The organism is Pseudomonadota bacterium (genome assembly GCA_040752895.1).
Taxonomy (GTDB): Bacteria; Pseudomonadota; Alphaproteobacteria.
Window position 1 is genome coordinate 395,907 of record JBFMHN010000002.1, and the last position, 17,098, is coordinate 413,004.

At 63.1% G+C, this 17,098-nt stretch carries 17 protein-coding genes; 11 read left to right on the forward strand and 6 right to left on the reverse strand.

Annotated features, from left to right (window positions below):
- Nucleotides 1-88: 88 nt before the first annotated feature.
- The 10 genes from infB to AB1781_05820 all read left to right on the forward strand — a co-directional run bounded on the left by infB (nt 89) and on the right by AB1781_05820 (nt 11,273).
- The gene (infB, locus tag AB1781_05775) at nt 89-2,611 is read left to right on the forward strand and encodes a translation initiation factor IF-2 (protein MEW5704081.1); all 2,523 of its coding nucleotides are present in this window, start codon (nt 89-91) and stop codon (nt 2,609-2,611) included.
- Between the two features lie 41 nt (nt 2,612-2,652).
- Nucleotides 2,653-3,072 carry a 30S ribosome-binding factor RbfA gene (rbfA, locus tag AB1781_05780; GenBank protein MEW5704082.1) on the forward strand — a complete coding sequence of 140 codons (420 nt, stop codon included), beginning with the start codon at nt 2,653-2,655 and terminating at the stop codon, nt 3,070-3,072.
- Complete coding sequence (gene truB / locus AB1781_05785; protein ID MEW5704083.1) at nt 3,062-4,006, forward strand: tRNA pseudouridine(55) synthase TruB; 945 nt, start codon at nt 3,062-3,064, stop codon at nt 4,004-4,006. The genes rbfA and truB overlap by 11 nt, the downstream gene beginning before the upstream one ends.
- Before the next feature lie 11 nt (nt 4,007-4,017).
- Nucleotides 4,018-4,287, forward strand: a complete 270-nt coding sequence (rpsO, locus tag AB1781_05790) for a 30S ribosomal protein S15 (protein MEW5704084.1) — start codon at nt 4,018-4,020, stop codon at nt 4,285-4,287.
- A gap of 112 nt (nt 4,288-4,399) precedes the next feature.
- Nucleotides 4,400-6,529, forward strand: a complete 2,130-nt coding sequence (gene pnp, locus AB1781_05795; protein ID MEW5704085.1) for a polyribonucleotide nucleotidyltransferase — start codon at nt 4,400-4,402, stop codon at nt 6,527-6,529.
- Between the two features lie 150 nt (nt 6,530-6,679).
- Entirely contained in the window at nt 6,680-8,077 is a 1,398-nt protein-coding gene (locus AB1781_05800) for a nitronate monooxygenase (protein ID MEW5704086.1), read from the forward strand.
- Between the two features lie 98 nt (nt 8,078-8,175).
- A complete protein-coding gene (gene irrA / locus AB1781_05805; GenBank protein ID MEW5704087.1) occupies nt 8,176-8,598 on the forward strand; it encodes an iron response transcriptional regulator IrrA in 423 nt (140 codons plus the stop codon).
- A 194-nt stretch (nt 8,599-8,792) separates the two neighbouring features.
- Nucleotides 8,793-9,215: a rubrerythrin family protein gene (locus tag AB1781_05810; protein ID MEW5704088.1), complete on the forward strand. Its 423-nt coding sequence runs from the start codon at nt 8,793-8,795 to the stop codon at nt 9,213-9,215.
- A gap of 115 nt (nt 9,216-9,330) precedes the next feature.
- A complete protein-coding gene (locus tag AB1781_05815; GenBank protein MEW5704089.1) occupies nt 9,331-10,677 on the forward strand; it encodes a heterodisulfide reductase-related iron-sulfur binding cluster in 1,347 nt (448 codons plus the stop codon).
- Nucleotides 10,674-11,273, forward strand: a complete 600-nt coding sequence (locus AB1781_05820; GenBank protein MEW5704090.1) for a DUF3501 family protein — start codon at nt 10,674-10,676, stop codon at nt 11,271-11,273. Before AB1781_05815 ends, AB1781_05820 begins: the two co-directional genes overlap by 4 nt.
- On the opposite strand, the gene AB1781_05825 is transcribed toward AB1781_05820, so the two are convergent.
- Entirely contained in the window at nt 11,270-11,770 is a 501-nt protein-coding gene (locus AB1781_05825; protein MEW5704091.1) for an SH3 domain-containing protein, read from the reverse strand. The two genes, AB1781_05820 and AB1781_05825, sit on opposite strands and share 4 nt — an antisense overlap.
- 216 nt (nt 11,771-11,986) lie before the next feature.
- Here AB1781_05825 and AB1781_05830 point away from each other — a divergent pair, with 216 nt between their 5' ends.
- Entirely contained in the window at nt 11,987-12,973 is a 987-nt protein-coding gene (locus AB1781_05830) for a D-glycerate dehydrogenase (GenBank protein ID MEW5704092.1), read from the forward strand.
- 10 nt (nt 12,974-12,983) lie between these two features.
- Here AB1781_05830 and moeB read toward each other — a convergent pair whose 3' ends face one another.
- The 5 genes from moeB to coaBC form a co-directional block, all read right to left on the reverse strand.
- Entirely contained in the window at nt 12,984-13,790 is an 807-nt protein-coding gene (gene moeB / locus AB1781_05835) for a molybdopterin-synthase adenylyltransferase MoeB (protein MEW5704093.1), read from the reverse strand.
- Between the two features lie 23 nt (nt 13,791-13,813).
- Nucleotides 13,814-14,794, reverse strand: a complete 981-nt coding sequence (cysK, locus tag AB1781_05840) for a cysteine synthase A (GenBank protein MEW5704094.1) — start codon at nt 14,792-14,794, stop codon at nt 13,814-13,816.
- A gap of 77 nt (nt 14,795-14,871) precedes the next feature.
- Complete coding sequence (locus tag AB1781_05845) at nt 14,872-15,327, reverse strand: Rrf2 family transcriptional regulator (protein ID MEW5704095.1); 456 nt, start codon at nt 15,325-15,327, stop codon at nt 14,872-14,874.
- Nucleotides 15,324-15,794: a dUTP diphosphatase gene (gene dut, locus AB1781_05850; GenBank protein ID MEW5704096.1), complete on the reverse strand. Its 471-nt coding sequence runs from the start codon at nt 15,792-15,794 to the stop codon at nt 15,324-15,326. The genes AB1781_05845 and dut overlap by 4 nt, the downstream gene beginning before the upstream one ends.
- Entirely contained in the window at nt 15,791-16,996 is a 1,206-nt protein-coding gene (gene coaBC / locus AB1781_05855; GenBank protein MEW5704097.1) for a bifunctional phosphopantothenoylcysteine decarboxylase/phosphopantothenate--cysteine ligase CoaBC, read from the reverse strand. The genes dut and coaBC overlap by 4 nt, the downstream gene beginning before the upstream one ends.
- Nucleotides 16,997-17,098: the final 102 nt, after the last annotated feature.

The window sequence follows — 17,098 nt, forward strand, 5'->3', positions numbered from 1 at the left end:
GGGAAGGGTATGATTTCGGGCGCGCCCGCTTGGCAAGAGAAGAACGGCGTATAGAAAGAATATAGAAAGAAAAGAACGGCCGATTTTAATGACGGAAATGAACGAAACGGAAGAGAAGGAAGGGAAGAAGCTCTCGCTTCGCCGCCCTGGACGGCTGGAACTGAATAAAACCGTCAAGGTTGGCCAGGTAAGGCAGAGCTTCTCGCACGGCCGGACGAAGGCGGTGACCGTCGAGGTGCGCAAGAAGCGCACCTTCTCGAAAGACGCCCGCGGCGGCATGACGGAAGTCAAGCACGTGGCGGAGGCGCACCCTTCTTCCCCCCCGGTGGACGAAAGCGAGACGGCGGCCGCTGTACGGCTGACGGAGGAGGAGCGCAAGGCCCGCGCCCGCGCCCTCGAAAGCGCCTCGGAAGGAGAGGTGGCCCCGCTCCCCGTTACGGAAGCGGAGGAAACGCCGCCGAGCGGCGAGATAAAAGCCCTTGTCCTGGAACCGGAGGGGACGCTTCCGCCCGCCGAGGCGCTTACCGCCAAGGCGCCGCCCGCCCCGCCGCGGGGCCGCGCCGCCGAGCGCCAGAAGGGCGGCCGGGCCAAACTCGAAAGCGAGGAGGAAAGCGATGCGCTTTCCGCCGCCGCCGCCCGCATCCGCGAGAAGGAAGGCCGGGTGGGAAAGAAGGCGGCGCCGAAACGCTTGCCGCCGGTAAGCCGCTTGGAGCCGCGCCGCCGCGCCGGCAAGATGCGGGTCGCGGAAGCGCTCAACGAAGAAGAGCGCATTCGCAGCCTTGCCTCGGTGCGCCGTGCGCGCGAGCGCGAAAAGCGAAAAAGCAGCGAGACCGAAGAAGACGGCAAGATCATCCGGGATGTTATCATCCCGGAAACAATCACGGTGCAGGAGCTTTCGAACCGGATGGCGGCGCGCGCCATCGACGTCATCAAGGCGCTGATGAAAATGGACGTGATGGCGACCGTCAACCAGGCGATTGACGGCGACACGGCGGAACTCATCGTCACGGAATTCGGCCACCGGAGCAAGCGCGTCAGCGAAGCGGACGTGGAAGTCGGCTTAAAGACCGCGCCGGACGACGAGGAAACGCTCGTGCCACGGGCGCCAGTCGTGACCGTCATGGGCCATGTCGATCACGGGAAGACTTCGCTTTTGGACGCGCTTCGCAAGACGAACGTCGCCAGCCACGAAGCGGGCGGCATCACCCAGCATATCGGCGCCTATCAGGTGCAGCTTCAGTCCGGGAACCGAATCACCTTCCTCGACACGCCGGGCCACGAAGCCTTCTCGGCCATGCGCTCGCGCGGCGCCAGAGCCACCGACATCGTCGTCCTGGTGGTTGCCGCCGACGACGGGATCATGCCGCAGACGATCGAAGCCATTCACCACGCCAAGGCGGCCCAGGTGCCGATCCTTGTCGCGATCAACAAGATCGACAAACCGGAAGCCAACCCGGAGCGGATTCGGACGGAGCTTCTCCAGCATGAAATCGTTGTCGAATCCATGAGCGGGGACGTGCTTGCCATCGAGGTTTCGGCGAAGACCGGCCAGAACCTGGACAAACTGGAAGAAGCAATCCTTCTTCAGGCGGAGATTCTCGACCTTAAGGCAAACCCGAACCGCAAGGCGGAAGGCATCGTCGTCGAGGCAAAACTCGACCGCGGCCGCGGCGTGGTGACGACGCTGCTCGTCCAGCGCGGCACGCTCCGCGTCGGCGACATTTTCGTCGCCGGCAGCGAATGGGGGCGTGTCCGCGCGCTGATCGACGACAAGGGCCAGGCGATTGACGAGGTGAAGCCCTCGATGCCGGCCGAAGTTCTTGGCCTGAACGGCGTGCCGCTCGCCGGCGATGAATTCGTCGCCGTTGAAAACGAGGCGCGCGCACGTGAAATCGTCGCCTACCGCAAACGCCGGGAACGCTCGGTCGCCGCCGCGGCGAAGACCCGCGGCACCCTCGAACAAATGCTTGCGAAGATCGCAAGCGGCGCCGCGAAGGAGCTTCCCATCATCGTCAAGGGCGACGTGCAGGGCTCGGTGGAGGCGATCGTCAGCAGCCTTGAAAAACTGTCCGGGGAAAGCGAAGAGGTTTCCGTCGTCGTGCTTCATTCGGGCGTGGGCGGCATCAATGAATCGGACGTGACGCTTGCGAGGGCGTCGAACGCGCTCATCATCGGCTTTAACGTGCGCACAAATCCGCAGGCTCGCGAGCTTGCGCGGCGGGACGGGGTGGACATTCGCTATTACTCCATCATCTACGACGTCACACGCGACATGAAGGCGGGGCTTGAGGGGATGCTGTCGCCGATTCGCCGCGAGAGTTACCTCGGCAACGCCGAGATTCGCGAAGTCTTCGATATTTCGAAGGTCGGCAAGATCGCGGGGTGCATGGTGACGGATGGTCTCGTCCGCCGCGGTGCGGGCGTACGGCTTCTGCGCGACAGCGTCGTCGTTCATGAAGGCAAGCTGAGCAGCCTCAAGCGCTTCAAGGACGAAGTCAGGGAAGTCCGCGAAGGCAACGATTGCGGCATGGCCTTCGAGAATTACCAGGACCTCCGGGTTGGCGATACGGTTGAATGCTTCGATGTCGTGGAGACGGCGGCGAAGCTGTAGGCGGGTTTCTTCGCGTATTTCGACAGGACGGAAGAAACGTCATGACGTCTTCCCGGGGCAAGGCCCCTTCCCAGCGGCAGCTTCGCGTCGGCGAGGAGCTCCGGCATGCGCTCGCCCAGATTCTCGAACGCGGCCACTTCCGCGACCCCGCGCTGGTTGCGACGTCGATCACGGTGACGGAGGTTCGCGTGACGCCGGATCTCCGCCAGGCGGTTGTTTTCGTGACCCCTTTGGGCGGCGCCGGCATGGAGCCTGTCATCGAGGCCCTGCGCCGGGCGGCGCCTTATCTGCGCGGCCAGTTATCCCACCATGTTCGGCTTCGCTACATGCCGACGCTCATTTTCGAGCCGGACCTCTCCTTTGCCGCCGTCGAACGGGTCGAGGGGCTGCTCAACCGGCCGGAGGTGGCGCGCGATCTTGCCCCCGCCGAGCCGGTCCGGAAACGGAAGGATGGCGCGTAAACGCAAGGGAACGCCCATTCACGGCTGGCTGGTTCTCGACAAGCCGCCGGCCCTGACGTCGGCCAAGGTGGTCGCGATCGTGCGCCGGCATCTCGACGCCGCGAAGGCCGGCCACGGCGGTACGCTCGACCCGCTGGCGACCGGCATCCTGCCCATTGCCTTCGGCGAGGCGACAAAGACGGTGGCCTATGCGATGGAGCGTCGCAAGACCTACCGCTTCGTGGTGCGCTGGGGCGAGGCGCGGGCGACGGACGATGTCACGGGCGAGCTCTTGGGCGACAGCGCCGTCCGGCCGACAGCCGAGGCAATCCGCGCCGCTCTCGCCACCTTCACCGGCGCCATCGCGCAGGTGCCCCCCGCCTATTCGGCGATCCAGGTGGCGGGGAGAAGGGCCTATGCCCGGGCCCGGGCCGGCGAATCGCTCGAACTAGCCCCGCGGGGCGTCGTTGTCCATCGCTTGAGCCTTGAGGGCCTGCCGGACAGGGATCATGCCCTTTTCGAGGTGGTGTGCGGCAAGGGAACCTATGTGCGGAGCCTGGCGCGCGACTTGGGCGTAACCCTTGGCACGCTTGGCTGTATCGCCGAATTGCGCCGCCTGGCGGTCGGTCCTTTCACCGAAAACCAAGCAATTTCGCTGGATTATCTGACTTCCCTCGGGCATGATGCCGTGCTTGCGAAGCATCTTCTGCCGGTTGAGACCGGGCTGGACGACATCCCGGCTCTGGCCTTGACGGAAGAAGAAGCTGCCCGGCTTCGGCATGGACAAATCATCCCGATGCTTGGCGACGACCACCACCACCGGCAGGCGCATGTGCGGGCGGCGGGCTCCGAGCAGGAGGAGACGCTGGTTTGCGCTATGTCGGAAGGTCGACCGGTCGCGGTGGCGCGGCTGGCGGGCGGCAAGCTCCGCGCATTACGTGTGTTGAATTTGTAGGGTGAATTACGATGTCGATTACGGCCGAGAAGAAGACAATCCTTATAAAAGAATATGCCTTGAAAGAAGGCGACACCGGCTCGCCCGAGGTGCAGGTCGCGATTCTGAGCGAGCGAATCGGCAACCTGACCGAGCATCTCAAGGGCCATGGCAAAGACGTTCATTCCCGCCGCGGCCTGCTGAAGATGGTCAGCCAGAGGCGCCGGCTTCTTGACTATCTTCAGAAGACGGATGCGAGCAGGTACGAAAATATCCTTAAGCGGCTTGGTTTGAGGAAGTAACAAGACCGATGCGCCTTGGCGGGGATGGGCTCGCCTGGCGGAGGTGTGTGTCAACGCGGACGAGCCGCGGCGTAGGGCGCCGCAGGTTGTTGGATGGAAGGAAGAAAGAAGAATGTTTGATATTACGCGTAAGGAAATTCTGTGGGGAAAGCGGAAGCTTGTTCTGGAATCGGGAAGAATGGCAAGGCAGGCGGACGGCGCGGTGCTCGCGAGTTACGGCGAGACGTCGGTCCTGTGCACCGTCGTCGGTCAGAAAACGGCGAAAGAAGGCATTGATTTTCTCCCCCTTACGGTAAACTATTTCGAAAGAACCTACGCCGCCGGAAAAATCCCTGGCGGCTTCTTCAAGCGGGAAGGCCGGCCCAGCGAGAAAGAAACCCTGGTCTCCCGTTTGATTGATCGGCCGATCCGGCCGCTTTTCCCGGACAATTTTCATAACGAAGTGCAAGTGATCTGCACGGTGTTGAGTCACGACCTCGAGAACGATCCGGACATCGTGTCGATGGTTGGCGCCTCGGCCGCGCTTGCGATCTCCGGTCTGCCTTTCCGCGGGCCCATCGCGGGTGCCCGGGTTGGCTATATCGACGGGCGCCACGTCCTCAACCCCCAGCTCGACGAAATGGTGAACTCGACTTTGAACCTCGTCGTGGCCGGCACCAGGGACGGCGTGCTGATGGTCGAATCGGAGGCCAGCGAGCTTTCCGAGGACGTCATGCTGGAGGCCGTCATGTTCGGCCATCGGGAATTCCAGGCGGTCATCGAGGCGATCTCGGAAATGGCGAAGGCCTGCGGCAAGAAGCCATGGGAGATAGCAAAGCCCGCCCAGTCGGTCGAAGCGGTGGCGAAGGCCGTGAGCGGGAAGGCGACGAAGGGCTTGCAGGAGGCCTACAAGATCACGGAGAAACAGGCCCGCGTCGAGCGCCTGGCCGATGTCCGCCGGGGCCTCGTTGAAACGCTTGCGACAGAGGAACTCGGCGAGACCGCGATCCTCAATGCGACGAAGAAAGTCGAAAAGGCCATCGTCCGCCACGCGATTCTCGAGACCGGGCGCCGGATAGACGGGCGGGATACTCGGACGATTCGTCCCATCTTCGGCGAAGTCGGCGTGCTGGCTCGCGCGCATGGCAGCGCCCTTTTCACCCGGGGCGAAACCCAGGCCCTGGTCGTCGCCACCCTTGGCACCGGCCAGGACGAGCAGTTCGTGGACGCCCTTGACGGCGAATACCACGAACATTTCATGCTGCATTACAATTTCCCTCCCTATTCCGTCGGCGAAGCCGGCCGCGTCGGCTTCACCGGCCGTCGCGAGATCGGCCACGGCAAGCTTGCCTGGCGGGCGCTGCGGGCGCTGCTGCCGAAAAAGGAGGATTTTCCCTACACGATGCGGGTCGTCTCCGAGATCACCGAATCGAACGGCTCTTCCTCGATGGCGACGGTTTGCGGAGCCTCGCTTGCGTTGATGGACGCCGGCGTTCCACTGACGCGGCCGATCGCCGGTATCGCCATGGGGCTTATCAAGGAAGACTCCGGCGTGGTTGTTCTCTCCGATATTCTCGGCGACGAGGACCATTTGGGCGATATGGATTTCAAGGTGGCCGGCACCGAGCAGGGCATTACGGCGCTGCAGATGGACATCAAGATCACCGGCATCACGGAAGAGATCATGCAGACGGCGCTCGCCCAAGCCCGCGAGGGGCGGCTGCATATCTTAAACGAGATGACGAAGGCCCTGTCCGGTTCGCGCGATGCCGTAAGCAGCCACGCGCCGCGCATCACGGTGCTCACGATTCCGAAAGACAAAATTCGCGAAGTCATCGGCACGGGCGGCAAGGTCATTCGCGAGATCTGCGAAACGACGGGCGCCAAGATTGACATTGAAGACGACGGCACCATCAAAGTCGCCGCGGTGAACAACGAATCGGCCACGGCGGCGATCGAATGGATCCGGGGCATCGTAGCCGAGCCGGAAATCGGCCACATCTACACCGGCAAGGTCGTAAAAACCGTCGACTTCGGCGCCTTCGTGAATTTCCTGGGCGCGCGCGACGGGCTTGTCCACATCAGCGAACTGGCACCGCGTCGCGTCGGCAAGGTGACGGACGTCGTCAAGGAAGGCGACGCGGTGAAGGTGAAGGTGCTGGCGATCGATGACCGGGGCAAGGTGAAGCTCAGCATGCGGGCGGTCGATCAGGAAACCGGCGAAGACATCCAGAAGGCGGAGGAAACGGCTTCCGCCGGCTAGGCCAGCCCCCCGCCAGCCCCCGAAAATCATGGAAAACCACTTGATTTTATTTGTGAATCTACAGCTGGTTTTCGGGTTTTCCTTGTCTATATGCAAGGGGTTGGGGAATCGGCGTGCCGATTGGCAACCGCAAGGCGGGGAGAGCGCTTCGTGAAAACCCTAAACCCCCTTTTCCTTTCCGGTAAAGAAGTGATCCCCCTCGTCGAGGGAGGGAAGGGCATTTCCATCTCGAACGGCCGCAGCTCTGGTGCTTGGGCGGCGATGGGCGGCATCGGCACCTTCTCCGGCGTCAACGCGGATAGCTTTGCCGCCGACGGCAAGCCCATTCCTTATATCTACAAGGGCCGCAACCGCCGCGAACGCCATCAGGAACTGATCGAGCAATCCATCCTGGGCGGTATCACCCAGGCGCGCATAGCCCATGAAATGTCGAACGGACAGGGCCGGCTCCACGTCAATGTCCTGTGGGAAATGGGGGCCGCGGAAACCGTTCTGCGCGGCATCCTCGAGGGCGCCATGGGCCTGGTGCACGGCGTGACGTGTGGGGCGGGCATGCCTTACCGCCTGGCGGAAGTCTGCGCGCGTTACCGAGTCTACTGTTACCCGATCGTTTCCTCGGCGCGCGCCTTTCGAGCGCTTTGGAAACGTGCCTATCACAAATTCGCGGATTTTCTCGGTGCCGTTGTCTACGAAGATCCGTGGCTGGCCGGCGGCCACAACGGCTTGAGCAACAGCGAGGACCCGCAAAGGCCGGAAGACCCCTACCCGCGCGTACGCGCCATGCGCGAGATGATGCGCGAGTTCGGGCTCGGCGAAACCCCGATCGTCATGGCCGGCGGGGTCTGGTATTTGCGGGAATGGGAAAACTGGATCGACAACCCAGAGTTGGGACCGATCTGTTTCCAGTTAGGAACCCGGCCGCTGCTGACCCAGGAAAGCCCGATTCCGGAGCCATGGAAGCGCAAACTCATCGAATTGAACGAAGGCGATGTCCAGCTCAACCGTTTCAGCCCGACCGGCTTCTATTCGTCCTGCGTCAACAATGGCTTCCTGCAGGAGTTGAAGGAACGTTCCGCCCGCCAGATTGCCTACACGGTCGAGGCGGTCGGCGAACATCGGATTCCCTTCGGGGTCGGCGCCCGGAAACGGCAGGTTTTCCTTACGGCTTCCGACAAGACGCGGGCCGACGGCTGGGTTGCCGAAGGTTTCACGGAAGCCTTGCGCACCCCGGATTCGACGCTCGTCTTCGTCACGCCGGAAAAGGCGAAGCAGATTCGCGCCGATCAGGTGAACTGCATGGGTTGCCTTTCGGCGTGCCTGTTCAGCAACTGGTCCCAGAGCGAAACCGGCACGACCGGCAAGAAACCGGATCCCCGCTCCTACTGTATCCAGAAGACGCTGCAAGAGATCGCCCATGGCGGCAATCTCCAAAACGAGCTTATGTTTGCCGGCCACAACGCCTTCCGGTTCAAGACCGACCCTTTCTATGCGAACGGCTATATCCCGACGGTCCGCGAGTTGTTTGAGCGCCTGCTCACCGGAAATTGATTTAGGGAAGACCCCGGGAAGCCGTTGAAGACAATGTTTCTTCTTGATTTTATTAGAAACATTCTTAAGTTCTATTCTAGAACAATCAGGGAAGTGACATGGCGCCCGTCCGCCCTTACGCGAACGCATACGATCTTCTGAAAGAATCGGCGCTGCGGCCGACGCGTCAGCGCTTGGCCCTGGCGAAGCTTCTGTTCGATGGAACGGATCGTCATGTGCACGCCGAGCAGCTGCACGGAGAAGCGCTCGCCGCCGGTGTCCAGGTTTCGCTGGCGACCATCTATAACACGCTGCACCAATTTATGGAGGTCGGTCTCCTGCGCGAGGTCGTCGTCGAGGCCGGCCGCACCTACTTTGACACGAACATCAGCGACCACCATCACTTCTTCTGCGAGGAAGACGGCGAGCTTCGGGATATTTCTTCCGACCGGCTGGTTTTCGGCCGGTTGCCGGACCCGCCGGCTGGCAAGGTCGTGAAGCGGGTGGATGTCATCGTGCATCTGGGTAACCTGGACGACTGAAATTTCCGGGATTTTCCCGAAAGATTTTCTGCAAAAAACGCTTTACGTCACGTCACCCAGTCTATATATTAGAATAATTCTAATCTATGGCCTGGATGGGGCTGGGCGGTAGCGCCCATCTCTCCGGCCTGGAACGTGGGGCTTTTCTTTTTAAGACATGCCCCGGAACGAAACTGCCCAGATGGAGGAACAAGATGCCATCCCTTAAAGGAACCAAGACCGAAGAAAACCTGAAGGAAGCCTTTGCCGGCGAATCCCAGGCGAACCGTCGTTATCTCTACTTTGCCCAGAAGGCCGATGTCGAAGGCTACAACGACGTCGCCGCCGTCTTCCGCTCGACCGCCGAGGGTGAAACGGGCCACGCCCATGGCCACCTCGAATTTCTCGAGGAAGTGGGCGACCCGGCAACCGGTAAGCCGATCGGGGAGACCGACGATAATTTGAAGGCGGCGATCGCCGGCGAGACCTACGAGTACACGGACATGTACCCGGGAATGGCGAAGGCCGCCCGCAGAGAAGGCTTCGAGGAAATCGCCGACTGGTTCGAAACATTGGCGAAGGCTGAAAAGTCCCACGCCGGCCGTTTCCAGAAGGCCCTGGATAGCCTGGGCCAGTAACCGGCGCCCCGGATGTAGGATCGCTTAAAGGTAACGAAGGCCCTCCCACCCTTCTCCGAAGGGTGGGAGGGCGTTCCGGCCGACACCAACACCGGATAAGGTTGGAGGCAAAGCCATGGCAGGCGAAGGATCCTTGGGCGCGCCGATGCGCCACCCCATTCCCTGGCAGGACCCGGCTTTCACGGACCGCGCCAAGGTCGAGGCGGAATGCCGCCGCGTCTTCGATATCTGCCATGGCTGTCGGCGCTGTTTTAATCTCTGCGACAGCTTCCCCCGTCTCTTCGACCTGATCGATACCGGCCCCACCGGCGAACTCGATGGCGTCAAGGACGCGGACTTCAAGCGCGTTGCGGATGCCTGCACGCTTTGCGACATGTGCTTCATGACGAAGTGTCCCTACGTGCCACCGCATGAGTTCGACCTCGACTTTCCCCATCTCATGCTGCGCTACCGGGCGATGGAGCGGCAGGAGGGGAAGGTTGCCTTCGCCGCCCGCCAGCTGACGGAGACCGACCGCAACGGGCGGCTCGCCGCCCCGGTGGCGCCGCTTGCCAACTGGGCGACGGACACCAAGAACAAACCGGTCCGCGCCGCGATCGAGCTTCTGGCCGGCGTTGACCGCAAGGCGCACCTGCCGAAATTCCACGGCAAGACCTTTGCCGCCGCCGCCCGGTCGGAACCTGCCGCGGTCAACCGCGAAGCGCCTGCTTTCGGCCGCAAGGCCGTCCTCTACGCAACGTGTTTCGCAAACTACAACCATCCGCGGATCGGCCTTGCGACGCGCGCCGTGCTGGCGCGGAACGGTGTCGAGACGGAAGTCGTCTACCCCACCTGCTGCGGCATGCCGAAGCTTGAGCACGGCGATCTCGAAGAGGTGGCGGCGCGCGCCGAGAAAGTCGCCACCGCCATGAAGCCCTGGATCGAGAAAGGCTACGCCGTCATCGCCCTCATTCCTTCTTGCGCCCTGATGTTGAAATTCGAATGGCCGCTCGTGCTTCCTGACAACGCGGACGTGAAACGCCTGGCGGAGGCGACCTTCGACGTTTCGGAATATGTCGTGGACCTTGCCGCGAAGGAAGGGCTTGCGGAAGGCCTAAAGCCCTTGCAAGGCGGAGTGGCGCTGCACATCGCCTGCCATGCCCGGGCCCAGAACATGGGCCAGAAGGCGGCCGAGATGCTGCGCCTTCTGCCGGAAGCGGACGTGCGCGTGATCGAGCGCTGCTCCGGCCATGGCGGTTCGTGGGGGGTGATGAAGGAAAATTTCGAAACGGCGATCAAGGTTGGCAAGCCCGTCGCCCGCCAGGCCGTGGAAGCGAAGAAGGCCTACCTTGCCTCGGAATGTCCGCTTGCCGGCGCCCATGTCGTGCAGGGGATGGAACGCTTGCCCGACAACGCAGCCCACGCCCAGGCGTTTCACCCGATCGAGCTTTTTGCCGAAGCCTACGGGATAGCGCCGCCATGACGACGCCGCGCGAACTTCGCCGCGAGGACATCCTGCCGGTGGAAGCGTTCGAAAAAATTCGCAAGGAACGCCGCCGGGAAATTTCCGCCGTCAAGAAAGCGCGCCGGGTTTCGGTCGGGCCGTCGGCGACGTTCTACTTCGAAAACTACGACACGATGTGGTGGCAGATTCACGAGATGCTCTACATCGAGAAGGGCGGCGAGGCCCAGATTGCGGACGAGCTTGCCGCCTATAATCCGTTGATCCCGAAGGGTAATGAGTTAGTCGCGACCTTGATGTTCGAAATCGAAAACCCGGAACAGCGGCGGCAATTCCTGGCCACGCTCGGCGGCATAGAGCGCGCGGTTTTTCTGCGCGCCGGCGGAGAGGAAATCGCGGCCCGGCCGGAGGCGGACGTTGAACGTTCGACGGAAGGCGGCCGGGCGTCCTCCGTTCACTTTCTGCGTTTTCCGTTCACGCAGGCGGCGATTGCCGCTTTTCGGGACCCGGCGGCGGAAGTCGTTCTCGGCATCGGGCACAAGGCATACGCGCACATGGCCATCGTGCCAGAGAACGTCCGGGCGGCCCTTTCGGAAGATTTCGACGGCGCGGCCTAGCGGACTTCCTCGTCCGGGTAAGTGCCCCAGAAATCGCTTCTCTGCATCCACCCCTCGAAATCGCCGACGCCGATCCGGCACCATTGGGATTTGGCCGGGCAGGAGAGAATTTCTCCCATCACGTTTGCTTCCACCATCGCCGTGACGGCGGCGGCCGTATCCGGCTTGCGGAAAAGCCTTCGCGTCTCGCCGGTTACGATCAGCGCGCGCTTGCCGGAAAGCAGGCTCTGGTGCACCCACCCCTCCGTTCCTTGCGAATCGCGGATTTTCCGCCAGGTGTCGAATTCGGCGACGATTTCGACCGGAAGCCCGTGGCGGTGGAAAATCCAATCGACGGGATAGCGAACCCCTGGCCCGGTGCGGACGTTCACTTCCGAGGCGCGCAGGCTAACGAAGCGCGGCAGGGGAAGCCCAGTTGCCGCGAAGGCCAACAAGGGGAGGATTTCCATCATCATAAGGGTCAGGGTGAAAACGAGAAGCCGGTGTAAGGGCGGCATGGGCAAGGGCGCTGAAGTTGTCAAACGGGGATCGATCTTCTCCCCATATAATAGAAAGGGCTAGGCGGCATCGGTCAAGCGGGGCCCATCGGAAAAGACCCGGGTTTTTTTAAAGGCCCGAATGACGGCGACGGGACGACGGCAGGGACAGGCGGTGGACAAGGTTGTAATATCCTTGCTATGGGAGGGCCGCAGTCGCGGAAGGAGGAAAGCGGGATGACCCCGAAAAAACCCTTGGTCGTTGTTACCCGGAAACTTCCGGACGCTATCGAAACGCGGTTGATGGAACTCTTCCGAGCCGAGCTCAACCTCGACAACCATCCATTCAGCCAGGCCGAGTTGATCGCCGCGGTCAAGCGGGCGGACGTCCTCGTGCCTACCGTGACGGACCGCGTCGATTCGGGCATTTTGGCCCATGCCGGGCCGAATTTGCGCCTAATCGCCTCCTTCGGGGCCGGGGTGGACCATATCGACTTAGGCTCGGCGCGCCAGCGCGGGGTCACGGTCACCAACACGCCGGGCGTGCTGACCGAAGACACGGCCGACATGACGATGGCCCTCATTCTTGCCGTGCCGCGCCGCCTGGCCGAGGGAGAACGCCTGATCCGTTCCGGGCAGTGGCCTGGCTGGAGCCCGACCTGGATGCTGGGCCATCGGATCTGGGGCAAGCGCCTCGGCATCGTCGGCATGGGCCGGGTCGGCACCGCCGTCGCCCGCCGGGCCCGTGGGTTTGGGCTTTCCGTTCACTACCACAACCTGCGCCGCGCGCCCGAGACGCTGGAGCGCGAGCTGGATGCCACCTATTGGGAAAGCCTGGACCAGATGCTTGCCCATATGGACATTGTTTCCGTCACCTGCCCCCACACGCCGGCCACCTACCATCTGCTTTCGGCGCGCCGTCTCAGCCTGATGCAGCCTTCCGCCTATCTCGTGAACACCGCGCGCGGCGAAGTCGTGGACGAAAACGCGCTTACCCGCATGCTTGAACGCGGCGAACTGGCCGGCGCCGGCCTCGACGTCTTCGAACATGAGCCGGCCGTCAACCCGAAGCTGCTCAAGATGGATAACGTCGTCCTGCTGCCGCACATGGCGTCGGCGACGCTGGAAGGGCGGCTCGACATGGGCGAGAAGGTTCTCATCAATATCAAGACGTTCGTGGATGGTCATTCGCCCCCCGACCGGGTGATCGGGACAGACTCCTAAACCAAACGTCCTAGACGGTGCACATCGCCGCGGCCGCCTCGAGGGTGCGAAGGGTGGGGGCTTCCCCGCACAGCGGGCAGCCCTTGTCCCGCTTGACGGCGATCTTGCGGAAGGTGCTGCCAAGGCCGTCGTAAATCAGCATGAAGCCGTCCAGGCTTTGGCCGATCCCGAGAAGTTCTTTCACGACTTCCGTCGCCTGCAGGGTGCCCATGACGCCGGCGATGGCTCCGAACACGCCGCCTTCCGCGCAATTCGGCACCGTGCCGGCCGGCGGCGGCTCACGGAAGATGCAGCGGTAGCAGGGGTGATTGCCGGCCGTGTAGGCGCGGAAGGTCGCGAGCTGCCCGTCGAATCGAAGGACCGCCGCCGTCACCAGGGGCTTTTTTGCAAAATAGCTGGCGTCGTTGACCAGGAAGCGGGTCGGAAAATTATCGCTGCCGTCCGCGATCAGGTCGTAGTCGGCGAAAAGCCCGAGCGCGTTCTCGACGTTAAGGCGCATCCGGTGGCGGACGACCCGGACCTCCGGGTTGATTTCCGCCAGCGTCTTCGCCGCGCTTTCGACCTTCGGTTCGCCGATCCGGCCGGTCGGGTGAACGATCTGCCGCTGGAGATTGCTGAGATCCACGTCGTCGTCGTCAATGACACCGATCGTCCCGACCCCGGCGGCGGCAAGGTAAAGCAGGTTTGGCGAGCCGAGACCGCCGGCGCCCACCACCAGGACCTTCGAGCGGAACAGCTTCTCCTGCCCCTTGGCGCCGACCTCCGGCAGGATGATGTGGCGGGCGTAACGCTGAATCTGCTGTTCGGTGAAGGCCATGCTTTGCGTTCCGCCGTTCCGCCTCAGAGCCCCTCGAAAAGTGCTGTCGAAAGATAGCGTTCGGCGAAGGAAGGAATGACGATGACGATCACCTTGCCCTTCATCTCGGGACGCGACCCCACTTCGAGCCCGGCGGCGAGGGCGGCGCCGGAGGAAATCCCGACCGGGATACCTTCGACCCGGGCGATCTCGCGGGCCATCGCGAAGGCGGTTTCGTTGCTGATCCGGACAACTTCATCGATCAGGGAACCGTCGAGGATTTCCGGCACGAAGCCGGCGCCGATTCCTTGAATTTTGTGCGGGCCCGGCGTGCCGCCGCTTAAGATGGGGCTATCCTCCGGCTCGACGGCGACCATCCGTAGGCTTGGTTTCCGCGCCTTCAGGACTTGGCCGACGCCGGTGAGCGTGCCGCCGGTGCCGACCCCGCTGATGACGACGTCCACCCGGCCCTCCGTGTCGCGCCAGATTTCCTCCGCCGTCGTCTGCCGGTGAATCTCGGGATTCGCCGTGTTCTTGAACTGCTGCAGCATGATCATGTCCGGCGTTTGTTCGAGCAGTTCTTCGGCGCGCGCGACGGCGCCCTTCATGCCTTTCGCCGCCGGCGTCAATTCCAGCTCGGCGCCGAGAAGCTGCAGCATCTTTCGCCGCTCGATCGACATGCTTTCCGGCATCGTCAAGATGAGGCGATACCCTTTCGCCGCGCAGACGAAGGCCAGGGCGATTCCGGTGTTGCCGGAAGTGGGTTCGATGAAAACGGCGCCCGGCTTGACCCGACCGTCCCTTTCCGCCGCCTCGATCATGGCGAGCCCGATCCGGTCCTTGACCGAGGAAAGGGGGTTGAAGAATTCGAGCTTGCAGAGGAGGTCCGCCGCGCAGCCATGGGCCTTGGCGAATTTCGCAACGCGGACGAGCGGGGTGTTGCCGATCGTCTCCAGGAAGTTTTCGTAAATCCGTCCGCGGCCGGGCTGGCCGACATCGGAAGCTTTGCGTTTGGCCGGCTCCATCTATTCACCTTTTAAATCTTGTAAAAAAAATTTTATTACAACTTATAAATGTTATTTAGGCTTTCGTCCGCGAAAAATCAAATGCTGAAATCGAGCTTCTCTTCCGCCTCGCTGGCGACGCCAAGGGCGGCGGCCTGGTTGCAAAGGTCCTCGATGGTGAGCGAGTCGAGACGGGCCATCGTCTCGTCGAAGATACGCATCCAGAGCGGGCGCAGAATGCGGCGGCCAAGTTCGGCGCCGGCCGGGTTCTCCAAGGGGTCCTTGGTCGTCTCCAGCTCGCGCACGGTGCGCGCCACCTCGCCCAGCGTGATGCGCCTTCTTTCGCGCGCCAGCCGGTAGCCGCCGCGCGGCCCGCGCACGCCGATCAGGACGCCGGCGCGGACCAGTTGTTGCAGAACCTGTTCGAGGTAACGCTTCGGAATTTTCTGGCGGCGGGTGATGGCGCTCGACTGCACCGGCTCGCCGCCGGAATGGTAAGCGATGTCGAGGACCGCCTCGAGAGCGAAAAGCAGTTTCTTCGAGATCCGCATTATTCGCCCGCAGGGTTGGCGTGAAGGCCCGTCGAACCGAAGCCGCCCTCGCCGCGTTGGCTTAAGGGCAAGGCCTCGACCTCTTGCCAGGTGACGCGGCTCACCGGGGCCACGACCATCTGGGCGATCCGCATGCCGCGCTCGACCGTGAAGGGTGCGGCGCCGAGATTGACGAGAAGAACGGCGATCTCGCCGCGGTAGTCGGCGTCGATCGTGCCCGGCGCGTTGAGGACGGTCAGGCCAAAGCGAAGGGCGAGGCCCGAGCGCGGACGGATTTGCGCCTCGAAGCCTGGCGGTAGCGCGATCTGGATGCCGGTCGGGATCAGGGCGCGGCCGCCGGGTGCCAAGGTTTCGGGCAGAGAATTCGCTGCCAGCAGGTCGAGGCCGGCGCTGGCGGCTGTCGCGTAGGCCGGGAGATCAAGATCCCTGCCGTTGGGCAGGCGTTCGACGGTAACGGCAACGGGGGTCATGGCTGTCCCGCGAAATGGGCGACAATCCGTTCGGCGAGCAAGGCGGCGACGGCGTCCTTGCTTTGGGTCGGCCATGCCTCGATGCCTTCCGCCGTGAGGAAGCGTATGGTGTTGAGGTCGCCGCCGAACACGTTGCTTTCCGGCGACACGTCGTTCGCCAGGATCCAGTCGCACCCCTTGCGCTTGCGCTTGGCCGTGGCGTTCTCGATCAGGTTTTCGGTCTCGGCGGCGAACCCGATGACGAGCCTCGGGCGCTTAGGTCCCGTCGCGCTTAGACGGGCCAGCACGTCCGGCGTTTCCTGCAGTTCCAAGACCGGCGGCCGGCCTTCTTCCTTCTTGAGCTTGTGGTTCGGTTTCGCGACCGGCCGCCAATCCGCCACGGCGGCCGCGCAAACGGCCACCTCGACGGGCAGTTCTGCTTCGCAGGCGGCCAGCATCTCTTCCGCCGTGGTGACGTGGCGAACGCGGACGAGCGGGGGGGATTGAAGCGCGGTCGGCCCCGTCACCAGCACGGTGTCGGCGCCGAGCCGGGCCAGCGCCCGGGCAATCGCATAGCCCTGCTTGCCGGAAGAGGCGTTCGTTAAGTAGCGGACGGGATCGATCGCCTCGCGGGTGGGTCCGCTGGTGACCATTACCCGCCGCCCGCGAAGCGGCGTTGGGCGGGTCAGGAAATTCTCGATCGCGGCCAGAATGTCCGAAGGCTCCGCCATCCGGCCGGGACCGGTCTCGCCGCAGGCGAGATCCCCTTCCGCCGGGCCGATACGCAACACCCCGCGACTTTCGAGCAAGGCCATGTTCGTTTGCGTGGCCGGATTCATCCACATCTCGACGTTCATGGCGGGCGCCACCAGCACCGGCTTGTCGGTGGCGAGCAGCGCGGTGGTCGCCAGATCGTCGGCCAGGCCGCCCGCCATCCGGGCAAGCAGATCGGCGCTCGCTGGGGCGACGACGAGAAGATCGGCCTCGCGGGAGAGGCGGATGTGCCCCATCTCGCTTTCGTCCGTCAGCGAGAAAAGGTCCTGATAAACTTTCTCGCCGGAAAGGGCTGCGACGGAAAGGGGAGTGACGAACTCGGCGCCGCCCTTGGTCAGGATCGCGCGCACGCGCGCGCCCCGCTCCTTGAGCCTGCGGATGAGGTCGAGGGCCTTGTAAGCGGCGATGCCGCCGGAGACGATCAGCAAGATGCGCTTGTTTTCGAGCACGGGAGGATCACCATCGGGCGGCGGGAAAACTACGGAAGAAAACCGTAAATAATGTAAGAGGCGGCGACTGGCGAGACAAGGTTTCCGTACAACCTGCCCGAT

Coding starts and splice junctions, on each gene's coding strand:
- infB (MEW5704081.1), top strand. CDS start 89: ATGACGGAAATGAACGAAACGGAAGAGAAGGAAGGGAAGAAGCTCTCG.
- rbfA (MEW5704082.1), top strand. CDS start 2,653: ATGACGTCTTCCCGGGGCAAGGCCCCTTCCCAGCGGCAGCTTCGCGTC.
- truB (MEW5704083.1), top strand. CDS start 3,062: ATGGCGCGTAAACGCAAGGGAACGCCCATTCACGGCTGGCTGGTTCTC.
- rpsO (MEW5704084.1), top strand. CDS start 4,018: ATGTCGATTACGGCCGAGAAGAAGACAATCCTTATAAAAGAATATGCC.
- pnp (MEW5704085.1), top strand. CDS start 4,400: ATGTTTGATATTACGCGTAAGGAAATTCTGTGGGGAAAGCGGAAGCTT.
- irrA (MEW5704087.1), top strand. CDS start 8,176: ATGGCGCCCGTCCGCCCTTACGCGAACGCATACGATCTTCTGAAAGAA.
- AB1781_05810 (MEW5704088.1), top strand. CDS start 8,793: ATGCCATCCCTTAAAGGAACCAAGACCGAAGAAAACCTGAAGGAAGCC.
- AB1781_05815 (MEW5704089.1), top strand. CDS start 9,331: ATGGCAGGCGAAGGATCCTTGGGCGCGCCGATGCGCCACCCCATTCCC.
- AB1781_05820 (MEW5704090.1), top strand. CDS start 10,674: ATGACGACGCCGCGCGAACTTCGCCGCGAGGACATCCTGCCGGTGGAA.
- AB1781_05825 (MEW5704091.1), bottom strand. CDS start 11,770: ATGCCGCCCTTACACCGGCTTCTCGTTTTCACCCTGACCCTTATGATG.
- AB1781_05830 (MEW5704092.1), top strand. CDS start 11,987: ATGACCCCGAAAAAACCCTTGGTCGTTGTTACCCGGAAACTTCCGGAC.
- moeB (MEW5704093.1), bottom strand. CDS start 13,790: ATGGCCTTCACCGAACAGCAGATTCAGCGTTACGCCCGCCACATCATC.
- cysK (MEW5704094.1), bottom strand. CDS start 14,794: ATGGAGCCGGCCAAACGCAAAGCTTCCGATGTCGGCCAGCCCGGCCGC.
- dut (MEW5704096.1), bottom strand. CDS start 15,794: ATGACCCCCGTTGCCGTTACCGTCGAACGCCTGCCCAACGGCAGGGAT.